Consider the following 22,109-nt stretch of genomic DNA (forward strand, 5'->3'; position numbering starts at 1 on the left):
CGCTGCGTGGGGAACGAAGCGACCGGCCTGGGATCGGATGGAAGATGGCGATGGATGCAGTCGAGTTCACGGAGTCCTTCAACACGGCGCGGGCCTGCATGGGCGCCGGACGCCTGCCGGAGGCCTTGTCGATCCTGAATCGACTGGTCGATGCGGCCCCCGAGCACGTCGAGGTGCGCAATGCCCTGGCCGTGCTGGCCCTCAGCGCGAACGACCTGCGCACCGCCCGGCAGCATGTGCAGGCCGCCTTGAACAGCGCACCGCAGGACCCGCTGACCCTGAATCAGTTGGCCAACATCCAGGAAGCCGAGGGCGATGGCGCCGCCGCGTTGGCCTCCTACCGGCGGCTGCTGACCGCACAGCCCGCGCTGTTCGCTGCGCGGCTGTCCTGTGCGCGGCTGCTGGAGCAGGGGGGCGACCTCAACGCGGCGGTGCTGCACTACGCGCGCGCCATCGACGACGCACAGCGCCAGGGCCGCTGGATCAGCGAGAGCTCCACGCCACCCGCGATGCGTGCCGCCGTGGTTCATGCGCTGTCCATGGTCCGCGAGCACAAGCGCAGCCTGTGCGACCAGATCCTGTCGGGCATCGTCGCCCGCCACGGCCAGGCCGACATGGACCGCGTCATCGGCTTCGCGCTGATCCAGCTGGGCGAGGCGGTCTACGACGCGCCGGACAAGCGCCAGCACCCGACGCGCTTTCCGGTGCCCGGCCTGGCGCAGTCGCCCTACATCGACAAGACCCGCATCCGCGGCGTCGACCAGCTGGAAGCCCAGGCGGCCCAGATCCGCGCTGAGCTGCTGGCAGTGATGTCGGACCCCACCGGCCGCGAGCCGGTGTTCGGCGACCCGGCGCTGGCCCAGGCCTTCCTGGCCAACCAGACCGGTCCGTCGCGCTGGGACGGCTACTACTTCTACCGCCACGGACAGCGCAACGAGAACAACGCCGCCGCCTGTCCCGTGACCGCTGCCGCGATCGATCAGCTGCCGCTGTCACGGGTCACCGGCCACGGCCCGGAGGTGCTGTTCAGCATCCTGGGGCCTGGCACGCACCTGCTGCCGCACTACGGCGTGACCAACGCCCGCCTGGTGGGCCACCTGCCGCTGATCGTGCCGGCGAACTGCGCGCTCAACGTGGCCGGCATCGAGCACGCCTGGAAGGAAGGCGAGGTCGTGGTCTTCGACGACACCTACTCGCACGAGGCCTGGAACCGCAGCGACCAGATCCGGGTGGTGATGATCTTCGACCTGTGGCATCCCGATCTCAGCGAGGTCGAGATTCAGGCGCTGCGCGAACTGCAGGAGGTGCTGGGTGGCTTCAGCACCCGGTCCTCGTCGCTGGAGTTCTGATGAAACTGGCCCAACCCTTCTTCAAGCTGCCCCTGCAGTTCGACGCCGATCGCCTGGCGCAGGAAGTGCGCGCGCTGCCGCCCGAGGCCTGGGTGAGTCATCCCAACGCCTTCGAAGGCAACACCGCCTGCCGGCTGATCACGGTGGACGGTGCCGAGAACGACGATGTCACCGGCCGCATGGCCATGACGCCCCACCTGCAGGCCACGCCCTACATCCGCCAGGTGCTGGCGCACTTCGGCGTGGTCTGGGGTCGCTCGCGGCTGATGCGGCTGGCGCCGGGCGCCAAGGTGCCCGAGCACGCCGACATGAACTACCACTGGTTCACCCGCGTGCGGGTGCACATTCCCGTGCTGACCCGCCCGGGCGTGAAGTTCTGGTGCGAGGACGAGTGCGTCTACATGGCGCCCGGCGAGGCCTGGATCTTCGACAACTGGCGCCTGCACCGGGTCGAGAACGACACCGACGAGGAACGCATCCACCTGGTCGCCGACACCTCAGGCAGCGCGGCCTTCTGGAACATGGCCATGGGCACGCCACCGGGCCAGCTCCCGCAGCGTGTGGGCTACCAACCCGGGCGCGAGGTCAGCCTGGCGCTGGAGCGCTACAACACCTTCCGGGTGATGCCGCCCTCCGAACTGGAGTCCTTGCTGGGCGATCTGGCGGCCGACCTGGAGCCCACGCCCGGGGCAGGCGGCTCGGTGCACGATGTGCTGCGCTTCCAGAGCCTGCTGCGCAGCTTCTGCAACGACTGGCGCCAGCTGTGGTCGCTCTATGCCGACTCGGATGAGGGCCTGGAGCAGTTCCGCTACATGGCCCAGGCGCTGCGCGAGGTGACCCAGGCCCACGGCGAACGCCTGTCGATGCGCAGCAACAAGGCCCCGACCATGCGCGTGCTGATGGCACGGGTGGGGCGCTACCTGGTCAGCGAAGGGCAGACCAGCCTGACCCAAACGGCTCCGTCGCCCGTTGTGGCGAGCGCGGCAGCGACCATGAGCACGTCACCGGCGCCGTCGGCGATCCGGCGCGATGCCCCCGCGCCAGCCATCGCCCCCCAGGGCATCGCCCCGGTGTTCATCATCGCGGCACCGCGCTCGGGCAGCACCTTGCTGTTCGAAACACTGGCCAGCACACCCCAGTGGTGGACCGTGGGCGGCGAGGCCCATTGGCTGGTCGAGGGCTACGAGCAATTCGCCCCGGGCACCGACGGTCTGGAAGACAACCGTCTGGACACGTCGCATGCCAACCCCGAATTGGCCGCCGACATGGCCGCGCGCTTGCGTGCGCGGCTGCGAAACCCCCAGGGCGAACCCCTGCCGGCCGATGCCGGGCCGGTGAGGGTGCTGGAGAAAACCCCGAAGAACGCCTTGCGCGTGCCATTTTTCGCAAGCCTGTTTCCCCAGGCCAAATTCGTGTTCCTGTGGCGCGACCCCTGGGAGAATATCAGCAGCATCATCGATGCCTGGGAAAGCGGCGGCTGGGTCACTTATTCGAATATGCCGGGCTGGGACGGCGATTGGTCCTTGCTGCTGCCGCCGGGCTGGCGTCAATTACGCGGTCGCCCATTGGCCGACGTGGCCACATTCCAATGGAATACCACGAATACCATTGCGCTGGATGACCTCAGTGCGCTGCCGCCCGAGCGCTGGATGGCGGTGAACTACACCGACCTCACCCGTCAGCCCGATCAGGTGGTGCGCAGGATCTGTGATTTTGCAGGTATCGCTATTGATTCTGCCTTGCAGGCACGGCTCAGCGCTCCGTTACCACCATCCCGGCATACGCTCACCAAACCGCACCCTGAGAAATGGCGGAAAAATGAGGACATCATTCGAAACTGTTTGAATGACTTCTCAGATACCTGGGAAAGGTTAAAGTCTCTTCGATAGTTCGTCGTTGATTCTCTCAACTATACTCGTTCAACGAGTCGACCCGAAGAGGTCGGTTGAAATCGGTTGTATTTTCTTGATTATCGCCCCGTTGGTGTCAGCCGGGCGTCTGGAGGTTTGAAGATGTTGTCCCGAATGATCCTGGTTGCCGCCTGCAGCATGGCCCTTCCTGCCTGGGCGCAGACGCCGCCCACCAGTCATGTGGCCGCGGCCACCGCCGATTCGGCGTCCCAGCCGAGCAACGACCCGGACCGCATGGTCTGCCGCTACGAGCGCCCCACCGGCTCCAAGATCCCCACCAAGACCTGCAAGACGGCCGGCATGTGGGAGTACGAGAGCCAGCAGTCGCGCAAGATGGTGCAGGACGCCCAGCAGCGCACCGGTCAGACCCGCTGACCCCCTTCGGTCCACCACCCCTCGCAGGACGCGCACCACCGCCGCCGTCCTGCGGCGGTGGTGCGGCAGCGTTCAGCGCGGCGCCAGTCGAATCGCGCCATCCAGACGGATCACCTCACCATTGAGCATGTCGTTGGTGACGATCTGGTGTACCAGCTTGGCGTAGTCCTCGGGCCGACCCAGCCGGCTGGGGAAGGGCACGCCGGCGGCCAGTGAATCCTGCACCTCCTGCGGCATGCCGAACAGCATCGGGGTGCCGAAGATGCCCGGGGCGATCGTCATGTTGCGGATGCCGTTGCGCGCCAGATCGCGGGCAATCGGCAGCGTCATGCCGACCACGCCGCCCTTGCTGGCCGAGTAGGCCGCCTGGCCGATCTGGCCGTCGAAGGCCGCCACGCTGGCGGTGCTGATCAGCACACCACGCTCGCCGGTGGCTTCGGGTTCGTTGCGGCACATGGCCTCGGCCGCGAGGCGGATCATGTTGAAGCTGCCCACCAGGTTGACCTGGATGACCTTGGCGAACAGAGCCAGCGCGTGCGCACCGTCCTTGCCCACGGTCTTGGCCGCCGGTGCAATGCCGGCGCAGTTGACCAGGCCCATCAGCTTGCCCATCGCGGTGGCGGCCGCGACTGCGGCGCGGCCATCGTCCTCGTTGCTGACATCGCAGCGCACGAAGGTGCCGCCCAGTTCGCGTGCCAGGGCCTCGCCCTTGTCCTGCTGCAGGTCGGCGATGACCACCCGGCCGCCGTTCGCGGCCAGCATGCGCGCCGTGCCTTCGCCCAGCCCGGAGGCGCCTCCGGTGACGATGAAGACCTTGCCGGCGATATCCATGGGTTGCTCCTGCTCGAGTGGTTGACGTTGACGTAAACGTCAATTGTGCACCGAGCCGGGCTGTCGGGGGCCTCCGCCATGCAAAAGGGCCGCCCGAAGGCGGCCCTGCTGTGCGTGGAAGACCCAGCCGACGGCGGGATCAGCCCAGCGCCTTCAGCGCGCTGGCGGTGATGTCTTCCACCGAGCCGACGCCCGAGATGCGGGCATAGCGCGGGGCCTGGGCGTCGCCGGTGGCGGCCCAGGCGCTGTAGTAGTCGACCAGCGGACGGGTCTGCGAGTGGTACACGTCCAGGCGCTTGCGCACCGTCTCTTCAGCGTCATCAGCGCGCTGGATCAGCTCTTCGCCGGTGACGTCATCCTTGCCTTCGACCTTGGGCGGGTTGTACTTGACGTGGTAGGTGCGGCCCGAGGCCACGTGGACACGGCGGCCGCTCATGCGCTCGATGATGGCCGAGTCGGGCACGTCAATCTCAAGCACCAGGTCCAGCTTGACGCCGGCCGCCTTCATCGCGTCGGCCTGGGGAATCGTGCGGGGGAAGCCGTCAAACAGGAAGCCCTTGGCGCAGTCGGGCTGCTGGATGCGTTCCTTGACCAGACCGATGATGATGTCGTCGCTGACCAGACCGCCGGCATCCATGACCTTCTTCGCAGCCAGACCCAGCTCGGTGCCGGCCTTGACGGCGGCGCGCAGCATGTCGCCGGTGGAAATCTGGGGAATGCCGAACTTCTGGCAGATGAAGCTGGCCTGGGTGCCTTTGCCGGCGCCGGGAGCGCCCAAAAGGATCAGTCGCATGGGTGAATTGCCTCGGAGTGATGTGATTCTGTGGACGGCCTGATGGGCCGTTGGTCGCGACCTGACCCGGTGGTCCGGGCCGCGCGGCGTGGGGATGGGGTCCAGAATAGCATGGGCACCCCTGCGTCAGACTGACAGCCGGGGTGCGTCCGGAGCGGGCTTACCCTGGGAACAGGCGGCGCACGCGCGCCAGATCCTCGGGGGTGTCGACACCGGCCGCCGGGGCCTCCAGCGCCTCGTGGACGACGATCGACTCGCCATGCCACATCAGCCGCAGTTGCTCAAGCGACTCGACCTGTTCCAGCGGCGCCGGGCTCAGCGTGGGAAAGCGGCGCAGCGTGGCGGCGCGGTAGGCGTACAGGCCGATGTGGCGCCAGGCGGGCACTGGCGGCAGCGCAGCGGCACCCGGGCGCGAGCCGTCGCGCCACCAGGGAATCGGCGCGCGGCTGAAGTACAGGGCACGGCGGCGCTGGTCGCAGACCACCTTGACGACGTTCGGGTTGGCGAAATCCTCGACGCTGTGGATCGGGTGCGCCGCGGTGGCCACCGCGCAGTCCGGGTGGGCGGCCAGCAGGTCGGCGCAGGCGCGCACCAGGGCCGGATCGATCAGCGGCTCGTCGCCCTGGACATTCACCACCACATCATCACCGGACAGGCCCAGCGCCTCGCAGGCCTCGGCCAGGCGGTCGCTGCCACTGGGATGGTCTACCCGGGTCATCAGTGCCGACACGCCGTGCAGCCGGCAGGCGTCGACGATGCGGGCATCGTCGGCCGCCACCACCACCTGGCGGGCACCGATGCCGCTGACCCGCTGGGCCACCCGCACCACCATCGGCAGGCCACCGATGTCGGCCAGCGGCTTGTCCGGCAGCCGGCTCGACGCCATGCGCGCCGGGATCAGCACCGAAAAGCTCACGCCTCTTCCTCGGCCGGCAGCGCACGCGCCTCGTTGGCCAGCATCACCGGGATGCCATCACGGATCGGGAAGGCCAGGCGATCGGCCACACAGACCAGTTCGGTGGGGCGATTCTGCTCATCGCGGCGCAGGCGCAGCGAACTCTTGCACAGGGGGCAGACCAGCAGGTCCAGCAATCGGTGGTCGACACTCATCGGGCAGGCTTGTGGGGGTGGCAGGCGTGAAGGGCCTGGTCGATCTCGTCGACCAGCGCCCGCGGTAGCTGGAAGTCTAGCGCCACCACCCAGATGGACTGGCCCGGCGGCACCCGGCCAGGCGTCAGCTTGACCGCGTCCTTCTCGGTCAGCAGCACCACCGGCTCGTTGGCCGGCCAGGGCAGGGGATCGAGCGGCGCGTGGTCGGGCAGCGGCAGGCAGCGGCAGTCCAGGCCCTGGGCGCGCAGCATGGTGAAGAAGCGCTCGGGCTCGGCCAGCCCCGCCGCGGCCAGCGGCACCGGCCCGCTGCCCAGGGTCTGCCAGGCGTCCGCAGCTGGCGGCTGGCCCGCCCACCAGTCGGCCAGCGGCACGGCGCCTGCCAGGCGGCGCTGGGCCAGGTGGCCCGGCCAGGGCGTGCTGGGCTGCTCGGCGTTGTACAGCACGCTGCTGTGCGCCGGCACGCGGGTCGTCCACGGCTCGCGCAGCGGGCCAGCGGGCAGGGTCAGGCCGTTGCCGATGCCGCGCGCATCGAAGACGATCAGCTGCCAGTCGCGCGCCAGCCGGGCGTGCTGAAGGCCGTCGTCAGCCAGCAGCAGGTTCACCTCGGGGTGGGCGCCCAACAGGCTGCGTGCGGCCTCGGTGCGATCGGCGCCCACCATGCCGGGCACGCCGGTGCGGCGGTGGATCAGCAAGGGCTCGTCGCCCACCTCGGCGGCGCTGACCTGGGGACCCAGCAGGCGCAGCCCGCTGTCGCGTCGGCCGTGGCCGCGCGAAATCAGCCCGGGCCGCCAGCCGCGCTCCCGCAGCGCCTGGATCAGGGCGATCGTGGTGGGCGTCTTGCCGGCACCGCCGACGATCAGGTTGCCCACCACCAGGACCGGCACCGGCAGTTGCCGTGCGCGCTGGCGATCACGCCCGCGCAGCCACAGCGCAGCGCGCTGCAAGCCCCAGGACAGCGGCCACAGCAGCCAGGCCAGCACCCCCGGTTCGGGCCGCCACCACTGGGCCTGCAGGGCGTCGCCGAAACGGCTCACTGTTCGTTGGCGTGGCTGCCGTTCTGCGCCGCGAAGGTGATGCGCGACAGGCCGGCGCGCCGGGCAGCGTCCAGCACGTTGATCACCGACTGGTGGGCCGCGGCGGCATCGGCGGAGATGATCAGGAAGGGGTCCTTGCGCTGGCTCGCGCTCTCGCGCAGCGCAGCGCCCAGCACGTCGACGCTGCGGCCTTCGACGAGTTGGCCGTCCAGCGCGTAGCGGCCATCGGCCGTGACGCTGACGATGATCTCGGCCGGGCGCTCGCGGGTGGCGTCGGCGTCGGCCACGGGCAAGGTCACCTGCAACTCGGTGAACTTCGAGTAGGTGGTCGACAGCATCAGGAAGATCAGGATCACCAGCAGCACATCGATGAACGGGATCAGGTTGATCTCCGGTTCCTCGCTGGTGGGGCGGCGGAAGTTCATGGCCGGCCTCAGAACTGCCGCAGCGGCAGGCGGCGCAGGTGGTGCAGCAGCCGCTCGGCGCCTTGCTCCATCTCGTGCAGCGACTCGTTCACCCGCCCGCGGAAGAAGCGATGCGCGATCAGCGAGGGGATGGCCACCATCAGGCCGAAGGCGGTGTTGTACAGCGCCACCGAGATGCCGTGCGCCAGCTGCGCCGGATTGGTGCCGCTGCCGCCCTGCGAGCCGAAGATCTCGATCATGCCGATCACCGTGCCCAGCAGGCCCAGCAGCGGGGCGGCGGAGGCGATCGTGGCCAGCGCGTTCAGGTAGCGCTCCAGCTGGTGGGCCGCGGCGCGGCCGGCGCTCTCGAAGGCTTCCCGGATCTGTTCCTCGGGGCAGCGCGGATCCAGGGCCACCACCTTGACGCCGGCGGCCAAGACCGAGCCCAGCAGCGAGTTGTCGGCCAGCTTCGACAGCATGTCGGCGGTGGGCATGGCCTGGCGGGTGACGCCGATCACCTCGTCCACCAGGCCGTCGGGCGCGATGCGGGCGCGGCGCAGCGCCGACAGGCGCTCGAACACCAGCGCCAGCGCAGCCACGGAACACAGGATCAATGGCCAGATCGGCCAGCCGGCGGCTTGTATGATCGACAGCATGCGGTCCCTGACACGGTCCTTTTCAATGAACGCGCGATTATGGACCGAAGGCCGCGGGCCTCGGCGCGGCACGGCATGACGACGCTGGAACCGGCATCGCGGGCCTGGAGCGTCGGGGCGCTGCTGCTGGCGGTGGGCGATGCCCTGTCGGCGCGCTTCGCGTCGGTCAGCGTGCGCGGCGAGCTCAGCGGCTTCACCCGCGCGGCCAGCGGCCATTGCTACTTCACGCTGAAGGACGGCAGCGGCGCCGGTGCTGCGCTGCGCTGCGCGATGTTCCGCCGTGCGGCCTCGCTGCTGGCGTTCGCGCCGCGCGACGGCCAGCAGGTCGAGCTGCGTGGCCGTCTGGCGGTCTACGAGGCGCGCGGTGAGCTGCAGATGGTGGTCGAGGCGATGTCGCTGGTCGGGGCCGGCTCGCTGTACGAGGAATTCCTGCGCCTGAAAGCCCGGCTCGAAGCGCTGGGCCTGTTCGACGCCGCGCGCAAGCGCCCCTTGCCGGCGCTGCCGCGCTGCGTGGCGCTGGTGACCTCGGCGTCGGGCGCGGCCCTGCATGATGTCGTCACCACACTGGCCCGGCGCGCACCCTATGTGGCGCTGCACCTGGTGCCCAGCCTGGTGCAGGGCGCCGAGGCGCCGGCGTCGCTGGTCCGAGCCCTGGCCGCAGCGGCGGCCGATCCCCACGCTGAAGCGATCCTGCTGTGCCGCGGCGGAGGCTCGCTCGAGGACCTGTGGGCCTTCAACGACGAGCGCGTGGTGCGGGCGATCGCGGCCTCACCGCTGCCGGTGATCTGCGGCGTGGGCCACGAGAGCGACATCACGCTGGCCGATCTGGCGGCCGACCGGCGGGCGGCCACGCCCACCGCAGCGGCCGAGCAGGTGGCCCCGGCGCTGGACGAGTTGCTGAGCGCGCTGGACACGCGCGCCCACCTGCTGCGGCGGCAGTGGCAGCGCGAACTGGACCGCCACGGCCAGCGCCTGGACCTGCTGGGCCTGCGCCTGCGGCGACCGGCGCAGGCCATCGGGCTGCAGCGCCTGGCGCTGGAGCGCCAGGGCGAGCGCCTGCTGGCCGCGCTGCGCGCCGCCACCCGCCAGAACACCGAGGCACTGGCCTTGCGCGGCCAACGTGTGCACCGCGCGGCCGAGCAGGCCACGGCCGAGCGGCGTGCCCGCCTGGGCGCACTGGCCGCGCAGCTGGGCGCGCTGGACCCCCGCCGGGTGCTGGAGCGCGGCTATGCCTGGGTGACCGATGCCGACGGCCAGCCGGTGCTGCGCGCCCATGGTCTGCAGCAGGGCCAGGCGCTCACCGCGGTCTGGGCCGATGGCGAAGTGGGCATGGCGGTGACGCATCCTCCTGGTGCACCAGGCTGAGCGCTTGACCCCATGGCGGCCCAGGCCTCAGTGCCTGCCTACAATCACAAAGTCAGCCCCCTGAGCGCGCCAGGATCCCCGGCCGCCAGGATGCCCACCCCCATCAAGGAGATTCCATGACGACCCACACGCTGCCCGCGCTGCCCTTCGGCCTCGACGACCTGGCTCCGCACATGAGCCGCGAGACGCTGGAGTACCACCATGGCAAGCACCACAACGCCTACGTCACCAACCTGAACAACCTGATCCCGGGCACCGAGTTCGAGAACGCCAGCCTGGAAGACATCGTCAAGAAGTCGACGGCCGGCATCTACAACAACGCGGCCCAGATCTGGAACCACACCTTCTTCTGGAACTGCCTGAAGAAGGACGGTGGCGGCGAGCCCTCGGGCGCGCTGGCCGCGGCGATCAACGCCAAGTGGGGCTCGTACGCCGCCTTCAAGGAAGCCTTCACCAAGAGCGCCGTCGGCAACTTCGGCTCGGGCTGGACCTGGCTGGTCAAGAAGGCTGACGGCTCGGTGGACATCCTCAACATGGGCGCCGCGGGCACCCCGCTGACCACCGGCGACAAGGCGCTGCTGACGATCGACGTGTGGGAGCACGCCTACTACGTGGACTTCCGCAACCTGCGCCCGAAGTTCGTCGAGACCTTCCTGAACTCGCTGGTCAACTGGTCGTTCGCCGAGGCGAACTTCGCCTGACCAGTCAGACAGTCTCTCAGCACCGCAGGCCGGCTCACCGCCGGCCTGTGTCGTTTCTGGCCGCTCAGGAGGCCTTGAACAGGGGCCCGCGCAGCTTGCTGCCGGCCTTGAAGCCGCGCTTGGCGAACCAGCCCTGGTTCATCTCCAGCACGAATCGCACCGGCTTCTTCGAGCAGTGCGAGTTCTCGGTCATCGGGGCCATGTCCTCGATGTTGACGATCGTGCCGTCTTCATCGACGAAGGCGGTCGACAGCGGGATCAGCGTGTTGCGCATCCAGAAGCACTGGGTGGCGGGCTGCTCGAAGACGAAGATCATGCCTTCGTGGGCCGGCATCTCGCGCCGGTACATCAGGCCAGTGGCGCGCTGATCCTCGGTGCGGGCGACCTGGGCGACGATGTTGTACATGCCGGCGCCCAGGTTGACGGTCGGCAACTGCTGCGCCTGTTGCGCCGATGCCGCAATCGACAGGCTGCCCAGGGCCAGGCAGGCCAGATGAGTGAGGGTGGCGGGCGTTGGCTTGATCTTTGTCATGTCCAATACAGGTCGTGGCGCTAGATTATCGTGCGCCCGCGGTCCGTCCGATGGCGCGCCTGTCTCTGAATCGCTTCTCCTTGTTCCTCCGCCGTCGTGACGTCGTCTGCTGCCATCGCCGAACCTGATCCGGGATCCAACGCCGAACTGGACGTGCTGGATGACCCCGTCGAGCAGCGGGCCTTCACGCGGATGGTGGAGCAGGGCGGTGGGGCGCGGGTGGCCGAATCGGCCTTCCTGGTCTCGGGCATGTACTGCGCCGCCTGCGCGGGCACGATCGAAGCCGCGCTGCAGCGGGTTGACGGCGTGCTGGACGCCCAGGTGAACGCCGCCGGCCACCGCGCCCAGGTGCGTTGGGATCCTTCGCGCACCCGTCCATCCATGCTGGTGCGCGCGGTGCGCGGTGCCGGCTATGACGCCGTGCCCGATGCCGCCGCTCCGGCGCGCGAGTTGCGCCGGCGCGAGCGTCGCCAGGCGCTGTGGCGTCTGTTCGTGGCCAGTTTCTGCGCCATGCAGGTGATGATGTTCGCCACGCCCAGTTACGTGGCCAGCGGCAACCAGATCGAGCCCGACCTGCGCCAGTTGCTGAACTGGGGCTGCTGGCTGGTGTCGCTGCCGGTGCTGCTGTTCTCGGCCGGGCCGATGATGCGCAACGCCTGGCATGCGGTGCGCGCCCGGCGCATCAGCATGGACGTGCCGGTGGCGCTGGGTCTGCTGGTGACCTTCGTGGCCAGTTCCGGCGCCACCTTCGACCCCCACGGCGTGTTCGGACACGAGGTCTACTTCGATTCGTTCACGATGTTCATCAGCTTCCTGCTGGGCGGGCGCTATCTGGAGATGAGCGCGCGCCACCGCGCCGCCGAGGCGCTGGAGCAGTCGCTGGCCGGCATGCCGGAAACCGCGCTGCGCCTGCGCGCCGATGGCGAGGTCGAGCGCATCAGCGTGCAGCGACTGCAACCGGGCGACCGCGTGCGCGTACCGCTGGGCGCGGCCTTCCCGGCCGATGGCCGACTGGAAGTGGGCACGACGCAGGCCGACGAGTCGCTGCTGAGCGGCGAGTCGGTGCCCGTGCTGCATCAGCCCGGCGACGAACTGGTGGGTGGCAGCCTGAACCTGGGCGGACCGGTGGTGATGCGGGTCGAGCGCGTCGGCGCCGACACCCGCTACCAGGCCATCGTCACAATGATGCGTGACGCCCTCAGCCAGCGCCCGGCGCTGGCGCGCTGGGCCGACGCCTGGGCCGGTCCTTTCCTGTGGGCGGTGCTGCTGCTGGCCTTCGGCGCCGCGGCGGTCTGGAGCCTGATCGACCCCGACCGTGCGCTGTGGGTGATGGTGTCGGTGCTGATCGTCACCTGCCCGTGCGCGCTGTCGCTGGCCGCGCCGTCGGCGCTGGTGGCGGCCACCGGGGCGCTGGCCCGGCGCGGCGTGATGGTGCAGCGCCTGGATGCGCTGGAAGCCCTGGCCCGCATCGACCGCCTGTTCATGGACAAGACGGGCACGCTGACCGAGGACCGGCCGCACTGGTCCGCCACCGAGCGCGAGGCCGGTGACGAGCCCCAGGCGCAGGCCGAGCAGGCCGCACTGGCCCTGGCACGCTGGTCGTCGCACCCGCTGGCGCAGGCCCTGGCCAGCGATCCGCGCGCCGTGGGCCGCGCGCAGGCGGTGGACTGGGCCGATGTCCAGGAGGAAGCCGGGCAGGGGATGCAGGCCACCGATCCCACCGGACGGCGCTGGCGCCTGGGTTCGCGGGCCTGGGTGCAGGCCGAGCCCGGTTTGCCGGCGCGCGGCCAGGAGGTCTGTTTCGGACCGGTGGGCCAGGTGCAGTGGCGCTTCGGCTTCGAGGAGCGCCTGCGGCCCGATGCCCGCCAGGCCGTGCAGGCCTTGCAGGCGGGCGGCGTCCAGGTGGCGCTGCTGTCCGGCGATGACCCGCTGCGCGTGCAGGCGGTCGGTTCGGCGCTGGGGCTGGATCTGGCGCAGGGTGGTGCCACGCCCGAGGACAAGCTGGCCGTCGTCGCCCAGGCCCAGGCCGCCGGGCAGGTCTGCGGCATGGTGGGCGACGGGGTCAACGACGCCCCGGTACTGGCGCGTGCCGATGTGTCTTTCGCGATGGGGCATGGCGCGCTGGTCTCGCGCGTGCACGCCGACGCCGTGGTCAGCTCGAACCGCCTGGCCGATCTGGTGATGGCGCGCCAGCTGGCCCGGCGCGCCATCGGCATCGTGCGGCAGAACCTGATCTGGGCCGCGGCCTACAACGCGGCCTGCATTCCGCTGGCGCTGGCAGGCTACCTGCCGCCCTGGGCCGCGGGTCTGGGCATGGCGCTCAGCTCGCTGCTGGTGGTGGGCAATTCGCTGCGGCTGGCCCGCTGAAGAGAGTCGCGATGGAAGTGATGTGGTTGCTGATCCCGCTGTCTGCGGTGCTGGTGCTGGGGATCATCGGCGTGTTCGCCTGGGCCCTGCACCGGGGTCAGTTCGACGATCTGGAACGCGAGGGTGAGCGGATCCTGCAACAGGAGGTCACCCCGGTTGATGCCGATCAAGCGGCCGCAAGACCGCTTACAAAACAATCCTGATCCTAGGGTTACCTGAGTCCCTTTGAGTCTCAAGAAGAAGGAGGCCTTCAATGGCAAATAGTTCCGCACCGGGGCAACCGGTCTATGAAGACGGAGTCGTCCGATGGTTTGCTGTCCTGTCCGTCGTGTACGGCATCGTCGGCATGCTGGTGGGCGTCATCGTCGCTTCCCAGCTCGCCTGGCCTGAGTTGATCAACGGCATTCCGTGGCTCAGCTACGGTCGCCTGCGACCGCTGCACACCAATGCAGTGATCTTCGCCTTTGGTGGCTCGGTGCTCTTCGCCACCAGCTACCACGTGGTCCAGCGCACCTGCCAGACCCGGCTGTTCGCGCCTGGCCTGGCCTGGTTCACCTTCCTGGGCTGGAACCTGACCATCGTGCTGGCGGTGATCACGCTGCCGCTGGGCATCACCACCGGCAAGGAATACGCCGAACTGGAGTGGCCGATCGACATCCTGATCACGGTCACCTGGGTCGCGTACGCCGTGGTGTTCTTCGGCACGGTGGGCATCCGCAAGGTGCGCCACATCTATGTGGCGAACTGGTTCTTCGGCGCCTTCATCATCGCCGTGGCCCTGCTGCACATCGTCAACAGCGCTGAAATCCCGGTCACGCTCACCAAGAGCTACTCGGCCTACGCCGGTGTCCAGGACGCGATGGTGCAATGGTGGTACGGCCACAATGCCGTGGGCTTCTTCCTGACCGCCGCCTTCCTGGGCATGATGTACTACTACATCCCCAAGCAGGCCGAGCGTCCGGTGTACTCGTACCGCCTGTCGATCGTGCACTTCTGGGCGCTGATCTTCACGTACATGTGGGCGGGCCCCCACCACCTGCACTACACCGCGCTGCCGGACTGGACGCAGTCGATCGGCATGATCTTCTCGCTGATCCTGCTGGCACCGTCGTGGGGCGGCATGATCAACGGCATCATGACCCTGTCGGGCGCCTGGCACAAGCTGCGTGACGACCCGATCCTGAAGTTCCTGATCGTCTCGCTGTCGTTCTACGGCATGTCGACCTTCGAAGGTCCGATGATGTCGATCAAGACCGTCAATGCGCTGTCGCACTACACGGACTGGACCGTCGGCCACGTGCACTCCGGTGCCCTGGGCTGGGTGGGTCTGGTGTCGATCGGCTGCCTGTACCACCTGATCCCGCGCATGTTCGGCCGCAAGGCGATGTTCAGCACCAAGGCGATCGAGCTGCACTTCTGGATCGCCACCATCGGCATCGTGCTCTACATCGCCGCGATGTGGATCGCCGGTGTGATGCAGGGTCTGATGTGGCGCGCGGTCAACCCCGACGGCACGCTGGTCTACAGCTTCGTCGAGAGCGTCAAGGCGACCTATCCGTTCTACGTGATGCGCGTGCTGGGCGGCCTGCTGTACCTGAGCGGCATGTTCATCATGCTCTGGAACGTCGTGATGACGATCGCCAACGGCAAGGCCGTGTCGGTGCCGGTGCCCGCCGTCGCTGCCCACGCCTGAGCCCGAGAGAAGGAGAAACAACATGGCTAGTCACAAGCCGACGGGTCACGAGAAGATCGAGACCAGCAACTTCCTGATGATCGTGCTGATCCTGGTCACCGTCGCATTCGGTGGCCTGGTGGAGATCGTGCCGCTGTTCTTCCAGCGCTCGACGACCCAGCCGGTCGAGGGCCTCAAGCCCTACACCGCGCTGCAACTGGCCGGTCGGGACGTCTACATCCGCGAGGGCTGCTACAACTGCCACTCGCAGATGGTGCGCCCCTTCCGCGCCGAGACGCTGCGCTACGGCCCCTACTCGGTGGCCGGCGAGTTCGTCTACGACCACCCGTTCCAGTGGGGCTCCAAGCGCACCGGTCCGGACCTTCACCGCGTGGGCGGCCGCTACTCCGACGAGTGGCACCGTGTTCACCTGAACAACCCGCGTGACGTGGTGCCCGAGTCGAACATGCCGTCCTACCCGTGGCTCGCCAAGACGACGCTGAACCCGGCCGAGCTGGCGCCCAAGATGAAGGCCCTGCGCGTGGTCGGCGTCCCCTACACGGACGACGAGATCGCCAAGGCCGCCGACGAGGTCAAGGACAAGACCGAGATCGACGCCGTCATTGCCTACCTGCAGGTGCTGGGCACCGCTCGCAAGTAATCACCGGAGCGACTGATGGAATTCGACATCAATGTCTACCGCAGCGCGATCACGGTGCTGGCCATGGTGCTGTTCCTGGCGCTGATGGTCTGGACTTGGCAGCGCAAGCGTCAGTCTGCGTTCGACGAGGCGGCCCAGCTGCCTTTCCTCGAGCCCGATGTCGCAGACCCGTCCTCTGAACGGCAATGACGTGCGCGGCGGCTGCTTGCGGCCGCCGACACCAAGGAGAAAGTAATGAGTGATTTTGTGAGTTCGTTTTGGTCGCTCTATGTGGTGGCCATCGTCGCGGGCGGTCTGGTGTTCTGCCTGGCCGTCCTGATCGGCGCGAGCAAGCACCGCCCGATGGCCGATGACAACACCACCGGCCACACCTGGGACGTTGACCTGCGTGAGCTGAACAACCCGCTGCCGCGCTGGTGGATGGGCCTGTTCCTGATCACGGTGGTGTTTTCGATCGCCTACCTGGCCCTGTACCCGGGCTTCGGCGCGGCCGAAGGTGGCCTGAAGTGGTCGTCGGCCGGGCAGCTGCAGGCCGAGCAGGCCAAGGCCGCCGAGGCGATGAAGGCGGTCTATGCCGAGTTCAACGGCCAGGCCCCTGAAGCGCTGGCCAAGAACCCGAAGGCCATGGCCATCGGCGAGCGCCTGTTCGTCAACAACTGCGCGCAGTGCCACGGCTCCGACGCCCGCGGCAGCAAGTCCTTCCCCAACCTGACCGACAACGACTGGCTGGGTGGCGACGGCAGCCCCGCGTACATCGAGAAGACCATCGTCGAAGGCCGCCAGGGCGTGATGCCCCCGATGGCCGCAGCGGTGGGCACCGCCGAGGACGTCAAGGCGGTGGCCAACTACGTGCTGAGCCTGTCGGGCAGCGCCCACAACTCGGTGGCGGCCCAGGTCGGCAAGCCGAAGTTCGCGGCCTGCGCCGCCTGCCACGGCCCGGAAGGCAAGGGCACCCAGGCCCTGGGCGCACCGAACCTGACCGACAAGATCTGGCTGCATGGCTGGGGCGAAGCCCAGGTCGTCTCCATGATCAACAACGGCAAGACCAACGTGATGCCCGCCCAGGGCGCGCGTTTCACGCCGGATCAGCTGAAGGTCCTGACCGCCTACGTCTGGAATTTGTCCCAGAGCACGAAGGTCGCCGCGCAGTGAGTTAAATTGGCGGCATGAGCGATACCCCCACCCCTATCCAAGCCAGCAACGTCAACCCCCCCGCAGCGTCGGCGCCCGATGGCGACACGGTCGAGGCGGTGGTATCGCTCTACCAGAAGACCCGGAAAATCTATCCGCGGGCCGTCAGCGGCCAGTTCATCAAATGGCGCTGGGCGCTCGTGTGGGCGACCCAGCTCCTTTTTTATCTGCTGCCCTGGGCGCAGTGGAACAACCGCCAGGCCGTGCTCTTCGACCTGGTGTCCCGCCGCTTCTACATCGGTGGACTGGTTCTCTATCCGCAGGACCTGATCTACCTGTCGGCGCTGCTGATGATCTCGGCCTACGCGCTGTTCCTGTTCACTGCGGTGGCAGGCCGGCTGTGGTGCGGCTACGCCTGTCCACAGACGGTGTACACCGAGATCTATCTGTGGTTCGAGCGCGTGATCGAAGGCGATCGCGCGCAGCGCATGAAGCTCGACGATGCCGCCTGGAGCCGTGACAAGCTCTGGCGCAAGACGTCCAAGCAGGTGGTCTGGATCCTGTTCGGCCTGTGGACCGGCTTCACCTTCGTCGGCTATTTCACCCCGATCCGCACGCTGGCCGCCGAGGCCATGACCCTGGGCTTCGGCCCCTGGGAATGGTTCTGGGTGCTGTTCTATGGTTTTGCCACCTACGGCAATGCCGGCTACATGCGCGAGCAGGTCTGCAAGTACATGTGCCCGTACGCGCGCTTCCAGAGCGCGATGTTCGACAAGGACACGCTGATCATCAGCTACGACACCGAACGCGGCGAGCCGCGCGGTGCCCGCTCCAAGAAGGTCGACCCGAAGCAGGCGGGCCTGGGTGCCTGTGTCGACTGCGGTCTGTGCGTGCAGGTCTGTCCGACCGGCATCGACATCCGCAAGGGCCTGCAGTACGAGTGCATCGGCTGTGCCGCCTGCATCGACGTCTGCGACGGCATCATGGACAAGTTCGGCTACCCGCGTGGCCTGGTGCGCTATGTCACCCAGAACGGCCTGCGCGAACACCTGAACTTCAGCCAGATGCTGCGCCGCATCTTCCGCCCGCGGGTGCTGGTCTACACCGGCATCATGCTGGCGATCCTGGTGGCCTTCGGCATCAGCCTGGCGCTGCGCGAGCCCTTCCGTGTCGACGTGGTGCGCGACCGTGCCTCGCTGGCGCGCATTGTCGAGGACGGCAAGGTCGAGAACGTCTACCGCCTGCAGGTGATGAACGCGGCCGAGAAGCCGCAGTCCTACCGCATCGGCGTGTCCGGCATGGACCAGATCGTGGTCACCGGCCAGACCGAGGTGGACGTCGGGCCGGCCGAGGCGCGCTGGATCACCCTCAGCGCCCAGATCCCGTTCGAGTCGGCGCAGCAGGCGGGCGCCGGTGCGCATACCATCCAGTTCTCGATCGAGCGCGTGGCCCATGACGATGTCGCGGCCACCACGCTGCACGAAAAGTCCACCTTCCTGGTGCCGCGATGACGGCTGCAAGCATGAGCAACACGAACCCGCCCGCCGAGGGCAGTCCCGAGCCCAAGCTGCCCTGGTGGCGCTACCGCATGCTCTGGCTGGTCATCGGGGGACCGTTGCTGGTGGTGGTGGCCAGCGTGAGCACCGCCTACGTGGCCATCAAGGGTCAGGACCCGGTGCTGATCAAGGACGAAACGGCGGAGTCGCAGCGTGGCAAGACCGAGCCCGATGCCCAGACGCCGGCGATGCAGGCCCGCAACCACGCGGCCACGCCCGAGCAGCGCTGAGCGCCCACCCGTCACCAAGGACAACGGCGCCCGCGGGCGCCGTTGTGCTGGATGGGGCAGGGCGGGCTCAGCTGGGCGTGCCGTTGACCAGTTGCTGCAGCCCGGCCTGGTCAATGATGCGGATCTGGCGCTGCTTCACCTCCAGCAGGCCTTCGTCCTGGAACTTCGAGAAGGTGCGGCTGACCGTTTCCAGCTTCAGGCCCAGGTAGCTGCCGATCTCTTCGCGCGTCATGCGCAGGATCAGCGACGAGGCCGAGAAGCCACGCGCCTGCAAACGCTGCGTCAGGTTCAGCAGGAAGGCCGCCAGCCGCTCTTCCGCACGCATGCTGCCCAGCAGCAGCATCACGCCGTGGTCACGGACGATCTCGCGGCTCATGATCTTGTGGAACTGGTGCTGCAGGTCGGTGAACTCGCGTGAGAGGTCTTCCAGCTGCGAGTAGGGGATCACGCAGACCTGCGAGTCTTCCAGGGCCACGGCGTCGCAGGTATGGCGGTCGGCGCTGATGCCGTCCAGGCCCAGCAGTTCGCCCGCCATCTGGAAACCGGTGACCTGGTCGCGGCCGTCCTCGGACGAGACGCAGGTCTTGAAGAAGCCGGTACGCACCGCGTAGAGCGACTGGAAGGGATCGCCCGAGCGGAACAGCGTGTCGCCACGGCCCACGGTGCGGCGGGTGGCGACCAGCGCGTCCAGGCGCTCCAGGTCAGGCCGGCCGAGTCCGACGGGCAGACACAACTCTCGCAGATTGCAGCTGGAGCAGGCGACCTTGAAGGTATCGCACCGCACCCGGGAGGTGGATTCGCTCATTGCGCGCATTATCACCCGTGGCCCGGCCACATCCTGAGCAACGTCATCCGATGAATCGCATGTCCTGAACATGATGCCTCTCGTTGAGTGCGGGTATTCTTGTGGTCCCGACCGCGGTCCGACTTGAGGCAGGTCAAGCCTGTGGCGTGCCAGTTTGGCACCATGCCGGCATGTCACAAGCCATCCATGCTCCCGACACCCTGCTGCCGGTGGAGCTGCTCCAGCGCTTCGATGTGCCGGGCCCGCGATACACCTCGTACCCAACCGCCGACCGGTTCGTCGAGGCCTTCAACGGCGAGGATTACCGCCGCGCACTGCAGCAGCGGGCCGAGGGCGCCCAGGTCGGTGGCAAGAAGCCGCTGTCGGTCTACGTGCACATCCCGTTCTGCGAGTCGGTGTGCTACTACTGCGCCTGCAACAAGATCATCACCAAGCACCACGAGCGCGGCGCCGAATACCTGGATGTGCTGGAAGCCGAGATCGCGCTGCACCGGCAGGTGCTGGGCGAGTCGGTGAACGTCTCGCAGATGCACTTCGGCGGGGGCTCGCCCACCTTCCTGAGCGACGCCGAACTGGCCCGCCTGATGGCGGCGCTGCAGCGCTGCTTCAAGCTGGCGTCGGATGCCGAGGTTTCGATCGAGGTGGATCCGCGCACCGCAGACCGCGGCCGTCTGGCCCACCTGCGTGCCATCGGCTTCAACCGCATCAGCTTTGGTGTACAGGACTTCGACCCCGATGTGCAGAAGGCGGTGCACCGCGTCCAGTCGCTCGAGATGGTGACTGAGCTGATGCGAGCCGCGCGCGAGCTGGGCTTCGAGTCGATCAACGCCGACCTGATCTACGGCCTGCCCAAGCAGACGCCCGAGTCCTTTGCCCGCACCATCCGCCAGATGAGCGAGCTGCGGCCCGACCGCATTGCGCTGTACTCGTACGCGCACCTGCCGGCGCGCTTCAAGCCGCAGCGGCGCATCGACGCCAGCCAGCTGCCGCCCGCGCAGCACCGCATCGACATGCTGTCCTCGGCGATTGCCGGCTTCATGGGCCATGGTTACAGCTACATCGGCATGGACCACTTCGCGCTGCACGACGACGCGCTGGCCCAGGCCAAGCGGCAGGGCCGGCTGCATCGCAATTTCCAGGGCTACAGCACGCAGCCCGATTGCGACCTGGTGGCGCTGGGCGTGTCCTCGATCGGTCGCATGGGCGCCACCTACAGCCAGAACGCCAAGACCATCCCCGAGTACTACGACGCCATTCGTCAGGGACAGTTCGCGATCCAGCGTGGCCTGGCGCTGACCCGCGACGACCTGCTGCGCCGTGCCGTCATCATGGCGCTGATGTGCCAGGGTCGGCTGGAGTTCGAATCGGTGGAACTGGCGCACCTGGTCAAGGTGCCCGAGTACTTCCGCCAGGAACTTGAGTCGCTGCGTCCCTATGAAGAGATGGGCCTGGTGACGATGGAGCCCGGTGCGATCCAGATCACCGCGCGCGGCTGGTTCTTCGTGCGGGCCATCGCCATGTCCTTCGACAAGTATCTGCAGGCCGACCGGACCCGCGAGCGTTTTTCGCGCATCATCTGAGGGTGGATCAGGCCCTGGTGCTGTCGGCCCTGCTGATGGGCCTGGCAGGCTCTCTGCATTGCATTGGCATGTGCGGCGCCGCCAGCGCGGCCGCCGTGCGCGGCTGTGCCCCGACGCGGCCGCGCCTGGGGCTGGGCTTCTTTCACCTCGGACGGCTGCTCGGCTATGCCGCCGCGGGCGCAGTGGCCGCCACCAGCGTGAGCTGGCTGGCCCAGCTGGGCCAGTGGAGCCCGGCGCTGCGCCCCTTGTGGGCGCTGGCCCACATGGCCGCGCTGGCCCTGGGCCTGTGGCTGCTGATCCAGGGCCGCCAGCCCCAGTGGCTGGATCAGCTGGGACGCAGCGGTGATCGGTCCCAGGTGCAACCCGTGCGCTGGCACGGCCGCAGCGGCAGTGCGCTGCGCGCCTCCAGCGCCGGGCTGGCCTGGGTGGCCTGGCCCTGCGGTCTGCTGCAATCGGCGCTGATGGTCGCGGCGCTGGCCAACTCGGCGGTGTCCGGGGCCGCGGTGATGGGCGCCTTTGCCTTGGCCTCGGCCTTGCCCCTCGGGCTGGCACCTGCGCTGTGGCAGCGCCTTGCCCAGGGCGACCCCTCGCGCGAAGGGCGCATCACCCGCTGGGCGGCGCGGCTGTCGGGGGCGGCATTGGCCGGGGCCTCAGCCTGGGCCCTGGGTCACGACCTGTTTGTCCGCTTTGCTGCCTGGTGCATGAGCTGAGCGCCGCGACGGGCGCTCAATCGGTGTTCTCGGCTGCATCGCGCAGCGGTGCGGTGGCGCTGCTGCGCGGGCGCACTGGATCCACGGAGCGGATGTTCTGCGCCTGGTTGCCCTTGGGGCCGATGAACGGCTCATAGATCACGCGGGCGCCCTGCTTGAGGGTGCGGTAGCCCTCCATCTGGATGGCTGTGTGGTGTGCAAAGACGTCACCACCACCGTCATCGGGCTCGATGAATCCGTAGCCCTTCGTGTCGTTGAACCACTTGACGGTTCCGAACGCGTCCATACCTGTCCTCCTGATGCCTTTTTCAGGCTTATGCGTGGAATTGTTGGCGCG

Annotated in this window: 25 protein-coding genes; 15 read left to right on the top strand and 10 right to left on the bottom strand. The window is 68.2% G+C overall.

The window, feature by feature from the left end:
- The first annotated feature begins 50 nt into the window (after positions 1-50).
- The 3 genes from KAK03_RS10720 to KAK03_RS10730 all read left to right on the top strand — a co-directional run bounded on the left by KAK03_RS10720 (position 51) and on the right by KAK03_RS10730 (position 3,634).
- Positions 51-1,349 carry an aspartyl/asparaginyl beta-hydroxylase domain-containing protein gene (locus KAK03_RS10720; protein WP_210853946.1) on the top strand — a complete coding sequence of 433 codons (1,299 nt, stop codon included), beginning with the start codon at positions 51-53 and terminating at the stop codon, positions 1,347-1,349.
- Between the two features lie 65 nt (positions 1,350-1,414).
- Positions 1,415-3,238, top strand: coding sequence for a sulfotransferase (locus KAK03_RS10725; protein ID WP_210853947.1), 1,824 nt, complete (start codon positions 1,415-1,417; stop codon positions 3,236-3,238).
- Between the two features lie 135 nt (positions 3,239-3,373).
- Complete coding sequence (locus KAK03_RS10730) at positions 3,374-3,634, top strand: hypothetical protein (protein WP_210853948.1); 261 nt, start codon at positions 3,374-3,376, stop codon at positions 3,632-3,634.
- Between the two features lie 72 nt (positions 3,635-3,706).
- On the opposite strand, the gene KAK03_RS10735 is transcribed toward KAK03_RS10730, so the two are convergent.
- The 7 genes from KAK03_RS10735 to KAK03_RS10765 all read right to left on the bottom strand — a co-directional run bounded on the left by KAK03_RS10735 (position 3,707) and on the right by KAK03_RS10765 (position 8,462).
- Entirely contained in the window at positions 3,707-4,465 is a 759-nt protein-coding gene (locus KAK03_RS10735; protein ID WP_210853949.1) for a 3-hydroxyacyl-CoA dehydrogenase, read from the bottom strand.
- A 139-nt stretch (positions 4,466-4,604) separates the two neighbouring features.
- Positions 4,605-5,258: an adenylate kinase gene (gene adk / locus KAK03_RS10740; RefSeq protein WP_210853950.1), complete on the bottom strand. Its 654-nt coding sequence runs from the start codon at positions 5,256-5,258 to the stop codon at positions 4,605-4,607.
- A gap of 160 nt (positions 5,259-5,418) precedes the next feature.
- Positions 5,419-6,174 carry a 3-deoxy-manno-octulosonate cytidylyltransferase gene (kdsB, locus tag KAK03_RS10745; RefSeq protein ID WP_210853951.1) on the bottom strand — a complete coding sequence of 252 codons (756 nt, stop codon included), beginning with the start codon at positions 6,172-6,174 and terminating at the stop codon, positions 5,419-5,421.
- On the bottom strand, positions 6,171-6,368 hold the full coding sequence (locus KAK03_RS10750; protein ID WP_210853952.1) for a Trm112 family protein: 198 nt from the start codon (positions 6,366-6,368) through the stop codon (positions 6,171-6,173). Before KAK03_RS10750 ends, kdsB begins: the two co-directional genes overlap by 4 nt.
- Entirely contained in the window at positions 6,365-7,402 is a 1,038-nt protein-coding gene (lpxK, locus tag KAK03_RS10755) for a tetraacyldisaccharide 4'-kinase (protein ID WP_310738557.1), read from the bottom strand. The genes KAK03_RS10750 and lpxK overlap by 4 nt, the downstream gene beginning before the upstream one ends.
- On the bottom strand, positions 7,399-7,827 hold the full coding sequence (locus KAK03_RS10760) for an ExbD/TolR family protein (RefSeq protein WP_210853953.1): 429 nt from the start codon (positions 7,825-7,827) through the stop codon (positions 7,399-7,401). Before KAK03_RS10760 ends, lpxK begins: the two co-directional genes overlap by 4 nt.
- 8 nt (positions 7,828-7,835) lie before the next feature.
- The gene (locus KAK03_RS10765) at positions 7,836-8,462 is read right to left on the bottom strand and encodes a MotA/TolQ/ExbB proton channel family protein (RefSeq protein WP_210853954.1); all 627 of its coding nucleotides are present in this window, start codon (positions 8,460-8,462) and stop codon (positions 7,836-7,838) included.
- A 75-nt stretch (positions 8,463-8,537) separates the two neighbouring features.
- On the opposite strand from KAK03_RS10765, the gene xseA reads away from it, so the two are divergent.
- Together xseA and KAK03_RS10775 are read left to right on the top strand one after the other, a co-directional pair.
- The gene (gene xseA / locus KAK03_RS10770) at positions 8,538-9,827 is read left to right on the top strand and encodes an exodeoxyribonuclease VII large subunit (RefSeq protein WP_210853955.1); all 1,290 of its coding nucleotides are present in this window, start codon (positions 8,538-8,540) and stop codon (positions 9,825-9,827) included.
- Positions 9,828-9,943: 116 nt separating this feature from the next.
- The gene (locus tag KAK03_RS10775) at positions 9,944-10,528 is read left to right on the top strand and encodes a superoxide dismutase (protein ID WP_210853956.1); all 585 of its coding nucleotides are present in this window, start codon (positions 9,944-9,946) and stop codon (positions 10,526-10,528) included.
- Between the two features lie 64 nt (positions 10,529-10,592).
- Here the strand turns inward: KAK03_RS10775 and KAK03_RS10780 are convergent, their stop codons facing one another.
- Positions 10,593-11,060 carry a DUF192 domain-containing protein gene (locus KAK03_RS10780; RefSeq protein WP_210853957.1) on the bottom strand — a complete coding sequence of 156 codons (468 nt, stop codon included), beginning with the start codon at positions 11,058-11,060 and terminating at the stop codon, positions 10,593-10,595.
- Between the two features lie 96 nt (positions 11,061-11,156).
- Between KAK03_RS10780 and KAK03_RS10785 the strand changes: the two genes are divergently transcribed.
- Genes KAK03_RS10785 through KAK03_RS10820 form a run of 8 tightly spaced genes read left to right on the top strand, consistent with a single transcriptional unit; the run spans position 11,157 to position 18,677 of the window.
- Positions 11,157-13,427 (top strand): heavy metal translocating P-type ATPase, encoded by a 2,271-nt coding sequence (locus KAK03_RS10785; RefSeq protein ID WP_310738558.1) that lies wholly within the window; start codon positions 11,157-11,159, stop codon positions 13,425-13,427.
- Positions 13,428-13,438: 11 nt separating this feature from the next.
- Entirely contained in the window at positions 13,439-13,630 is a 192-nt protein-coding gene (gene ccoS / locus KAK03_RS10790) for a cbb3-type cytochrome oxidase assembly protein CcoS (RefSeq protein WP_210802097.1), read from the top strand.
- Between the two features lie 50 nt (positions 13,631-13,680).
- Positions 13,681-15,120 (top strand): cytochrome-c oxidase, cbb3-type subunit I, encoded by a 1,440-nt coding sequence (gene ccoN / locus KAK03_RS10795; RefSeq protein ID WP_210853958.1) that lies wholly within the window; start codon positions 13,681-13,683, stop codon positions 15,118-15,120.
- A gap of 22 nt (positions 15,121-15,142) precedes the next feature.
- Positions 15,143-15,760: a cytochrome-c oxidase, cbb3-type subunit II gene (gene ccoO / locus KAK03_RS10800; protein WP_210853959.1), complete on the top strand. Its 618-nt coding sequence runs from the start codon at positions 15,143-15,145 to the stop codon at positions 15,758-15,760.
- A gap of 15 nt (positions 15,761-15,775) precedes the next feature.
- The gene (locus tag KAK03_RS10805; RefSeq protein ID WP_210853960.1) at positions 15,776-15,949 is read left to right on the top strand and encodes a cbb3-type cytochrome oxidase subunit 3; all 174 of its coding nucleotides are present in this window, start codon (positions 15,776-15,778) and stop codon (positions 15,947-15,949) included.
- A 45-nt stretch (positions 15,950-15,994) separates the two neighbouring features.
- Positions 15,995-16,912 (top strand): cytochrome-c oxidase, cbb3-type subunit III, encoded by a 918-nt coding sequence (ccoP, locus tag KAK03_RS10810; RefSeq protein WP_210853961.1) that lies wholly within the window; start codon positions 15,995-15,997, stop codon positions 16,910-16,912.
- Positions 16,913-16,926: 14 nt separating this feature from the next.
- The gene (gene ccoG, locus KAK03_RS10815) at positions 16,927-18,402 is read left to right on the top strand and encodes a cytochrome c oxidase accessory protein CcoG (RefSeq protein ID WP_210853962.1); all 1,476 of its coding nucleotides are present in this window, start codon (positions 16,927-16,929) and stop codon (positions 18,400-18,402) included.
- 11 nt (positions 18,403-18,413) lie between these two features.
- Positions 18,414-18,677, top strand: a complete 264-nt coding sequence (locus KAK03_RS10820; RefSeq protein WP_210853963.1) for a nitrogen fixation protein FixH — start codon at positions 18,414-18,416, stop codon at positions 18,675-18,677.
- 67 nt (positions 18,678-18,744) lie between these two features.
- Here KAK03_RS10820 and fnr read toward each other — a convergent pair whose 3' ends face one another.
- On the bottom strand, positions 18,745-19,482 hold the full coding sequence (fnr, locus tag KAK03_RS10825; protein WP_210853964.1) for a fumarate/nitrate reduction transcriptional regulator Fnr: 738 nt from the start codon (positions 19,480-19,482) through the stop codon (positions 18,745-18,747).
- A gap of 170 nt (positions 19,483-19,652) precedes the next feature.
- On the opposite strand from fnr, the gene hemN reads away from it, so the two are divergent.
- Together hemN and KAK03_RS10835 are read left to right on the top strand one after the other, a co-directional pair.
- Entirely contained in the window at positions 19,653-21,062 is a 1,410-nt protein-coding gene (gene hemN / locus KAK03_RS10830) for an oxygen-independent coproporphyrinogen III oxidase (protein WP_210853965.1), read from the top strand.
- 2 nt (positions 21,063-21,064) lie between these two features.
- The gene (locus KAK03_RS10835; RefSeq protein ID WP_210853966.1) at positions 21,065-21,772 is read left to right on the top strand and encodes a sulfite exporter TauE/SafE family protein; all 708 of its coding nucleotides are present in this window, start codon (positions 21,065-21,067) and stop codon (positions 21,770-21,772) included.
- 16 nt (positions 21,773-21,788) lie between these two features.
- Here the strand turns inward: KAK03_RS10835 and KAK03_RS10840 are convergent, their stop codons facing one another.
- Positions 21,789-22,058 carry a cold-shock protein gene (locus tag KAK03_RS10840; protein WP_210853967.1) on the bottom strand — a complete coding sequence of 90 codons (270 nt, stop codon included), beginning with the start codon at positions 22,056-22,058 and terminating at the stop codon, positions 21,789-21,791.
- Between the last annotated feature and the right edge of the window lie 51 nt (positions 22,059-22,109).

It is taken from the genome of Ideonella alba (assembly GCF_018069845.1).
Classification (GTDB): Bacteria; Pseudomonadota; Gammaproteobacteria; order Burkholderiales; family Burkholderiaceae_C; genus Ideonella; species Ideonella alba.

What these genes read in the sequence shown, in the direction of transcription:
- ccoN (WP_210853958.1), top strand. Translation starts at nt 13,681, where the DNA reads ATGGCAAATAGTTCCGCACCGGGGCAACCGGTCTATGAAGACGGAGTC.
- ccoS (WP_210802097.1), top strand. Translation starts at nt 13,439, where the DNA reads ATGGAAGTGATGTGGTTGCTGATCCCGCTGTCTGCGGTGCTGGTGCTG.
- KAK03_RS10840 (WP_210853967.1), bottom strand. Translation starts at nt 22,058, where the DNA reads ATGGACGCGTTCGGAACCGTCAAGTGGTTCAACGACACGAAGGGCTAC.
- KAK03_RS10720 (WP_210853946.1), top strand. Translation starts at nt 51, where the DNA reads ATGGATGCAGTCGAGTTCACGGAGTCCTTCAACACGGCGCGGGCCTGC.
- fnr (WP_210853964.1), bottom strand. Translation starts at nt 19,482, where the DNA reads ATGAGCGAATCCACCTCCCGGGTGCGGTGCGATACCTTCAAGGTCGCC.
- xseA (WP_210853955.1), top strand. Translation starts at nt 8,538, where the DNA reads ATGACGACGCTGGAACCGGCATCGCGGGCCTGGAGCGTCGGGGCGCTG.
- KAK03_RS10760 (WP_210853953.1), bottom strand. Translation starts at nt 7,827, where the DNA reads ATGAACTTCCGCCGCCCCACCAGCGAGGAACCGGAGATCAACCTGATC.
- adk (WP_210853950.1), bottom strand. Translation starts at nt 5,258, where the DNA reads ATGCGACTGATCCTTTTGGGCGCTCCCGGCGCCGGCAAAGGCACCCAG.
- KAK03_RS10805 (WP_210853960.1), top strand. Translation starts at nt 15,776, where the DNA reads ATGGAATTCGACATCAATGTCTACCGCAGCGCGATCACGGTGCTGGCC.
- KAK03_RS10765 (WP_210853954.1), bottom strand. Translation starts at nt 8,462, where the DNA reads ATGCTGTCGATCATACAAGCCGCCGGCTGGCCGATCTGGCCATTGATC.
- ccoP (WP_210853961.1), top strand. Translation starts at nt 15,995, where the DNA reads ATGAGTGATTTTGTGAGTTCGTTTTGGTCGCTCTATGTGGTGGCCATC.
- ccoO (WP_210853959.1), top strand. Translation starts at nt 15,143, where the DNA reads ATGGCTAGTCACAAGCCGACGGGTCACGAGAAGATCGAGACCAGCAAC.
- KAK03_RS10750 (WP_210853952.1), bottom strand. Translation starts at nt 6,368, where the DNA reads ATGAGTGTCGACCACCGATTGCTGGACCTGCTGGTCTGCCCCCTGTGC.
- KAK03_RS10820 (WP_210853963.1), top strand. Translation starts at nt 18,414, where the DNA reads ATGAGCAACACGAACCCGCCCGCCGAGGGCAGTCCCGAGCCCAAGCTG.
- KAK03_RS10735 (WP_210853949.1), bottom strand. Translation starts at nt 4,465, where the DNA reads ATGGATATCGCCGGCAAGGTCTTCATCGTCACCGGAGGCGCCTCCGGG.
- KAK03_RS10730 (WP_210853948.1), top strand. Translation starts at nt 3,374, where the DNA reads ATGATCCTGGTTGCCGCCTGCAGCATGGCCCTTCCTGCCTGGGCGCAG.
- hemN (WP_210853965.1), top strand. Translation starts at nt 19,653, where the DNA reads ATGTCACAAGCCATCCATGCTCCCGACACCCTGCTGCCGGTGGAGCTG.
- KAK03_RS10780 (WP_210853957.1), bottom strand. Translation starts at nt 11,060, where the DNA reads ATGACAAAGATCAAGCCAACGCCCGCCACCCTCACTCATCTGGCCTGC.
- ccoG (WP_210853962.1), top strand. Translation starts at nt 16,927, where the DNA reads ATGAGCGATACCCCCACCCCTATCCAAGCCAGCAACGTCAACCCCCCC.
- KAK03_RS10775 (WP_210853956.1), top strand. Translation starts at nt 9,944, where the DNA reads ATGACGACCCACACGCTGCCCGCGCTGCCCTTCGGCCTCGACGACCTG.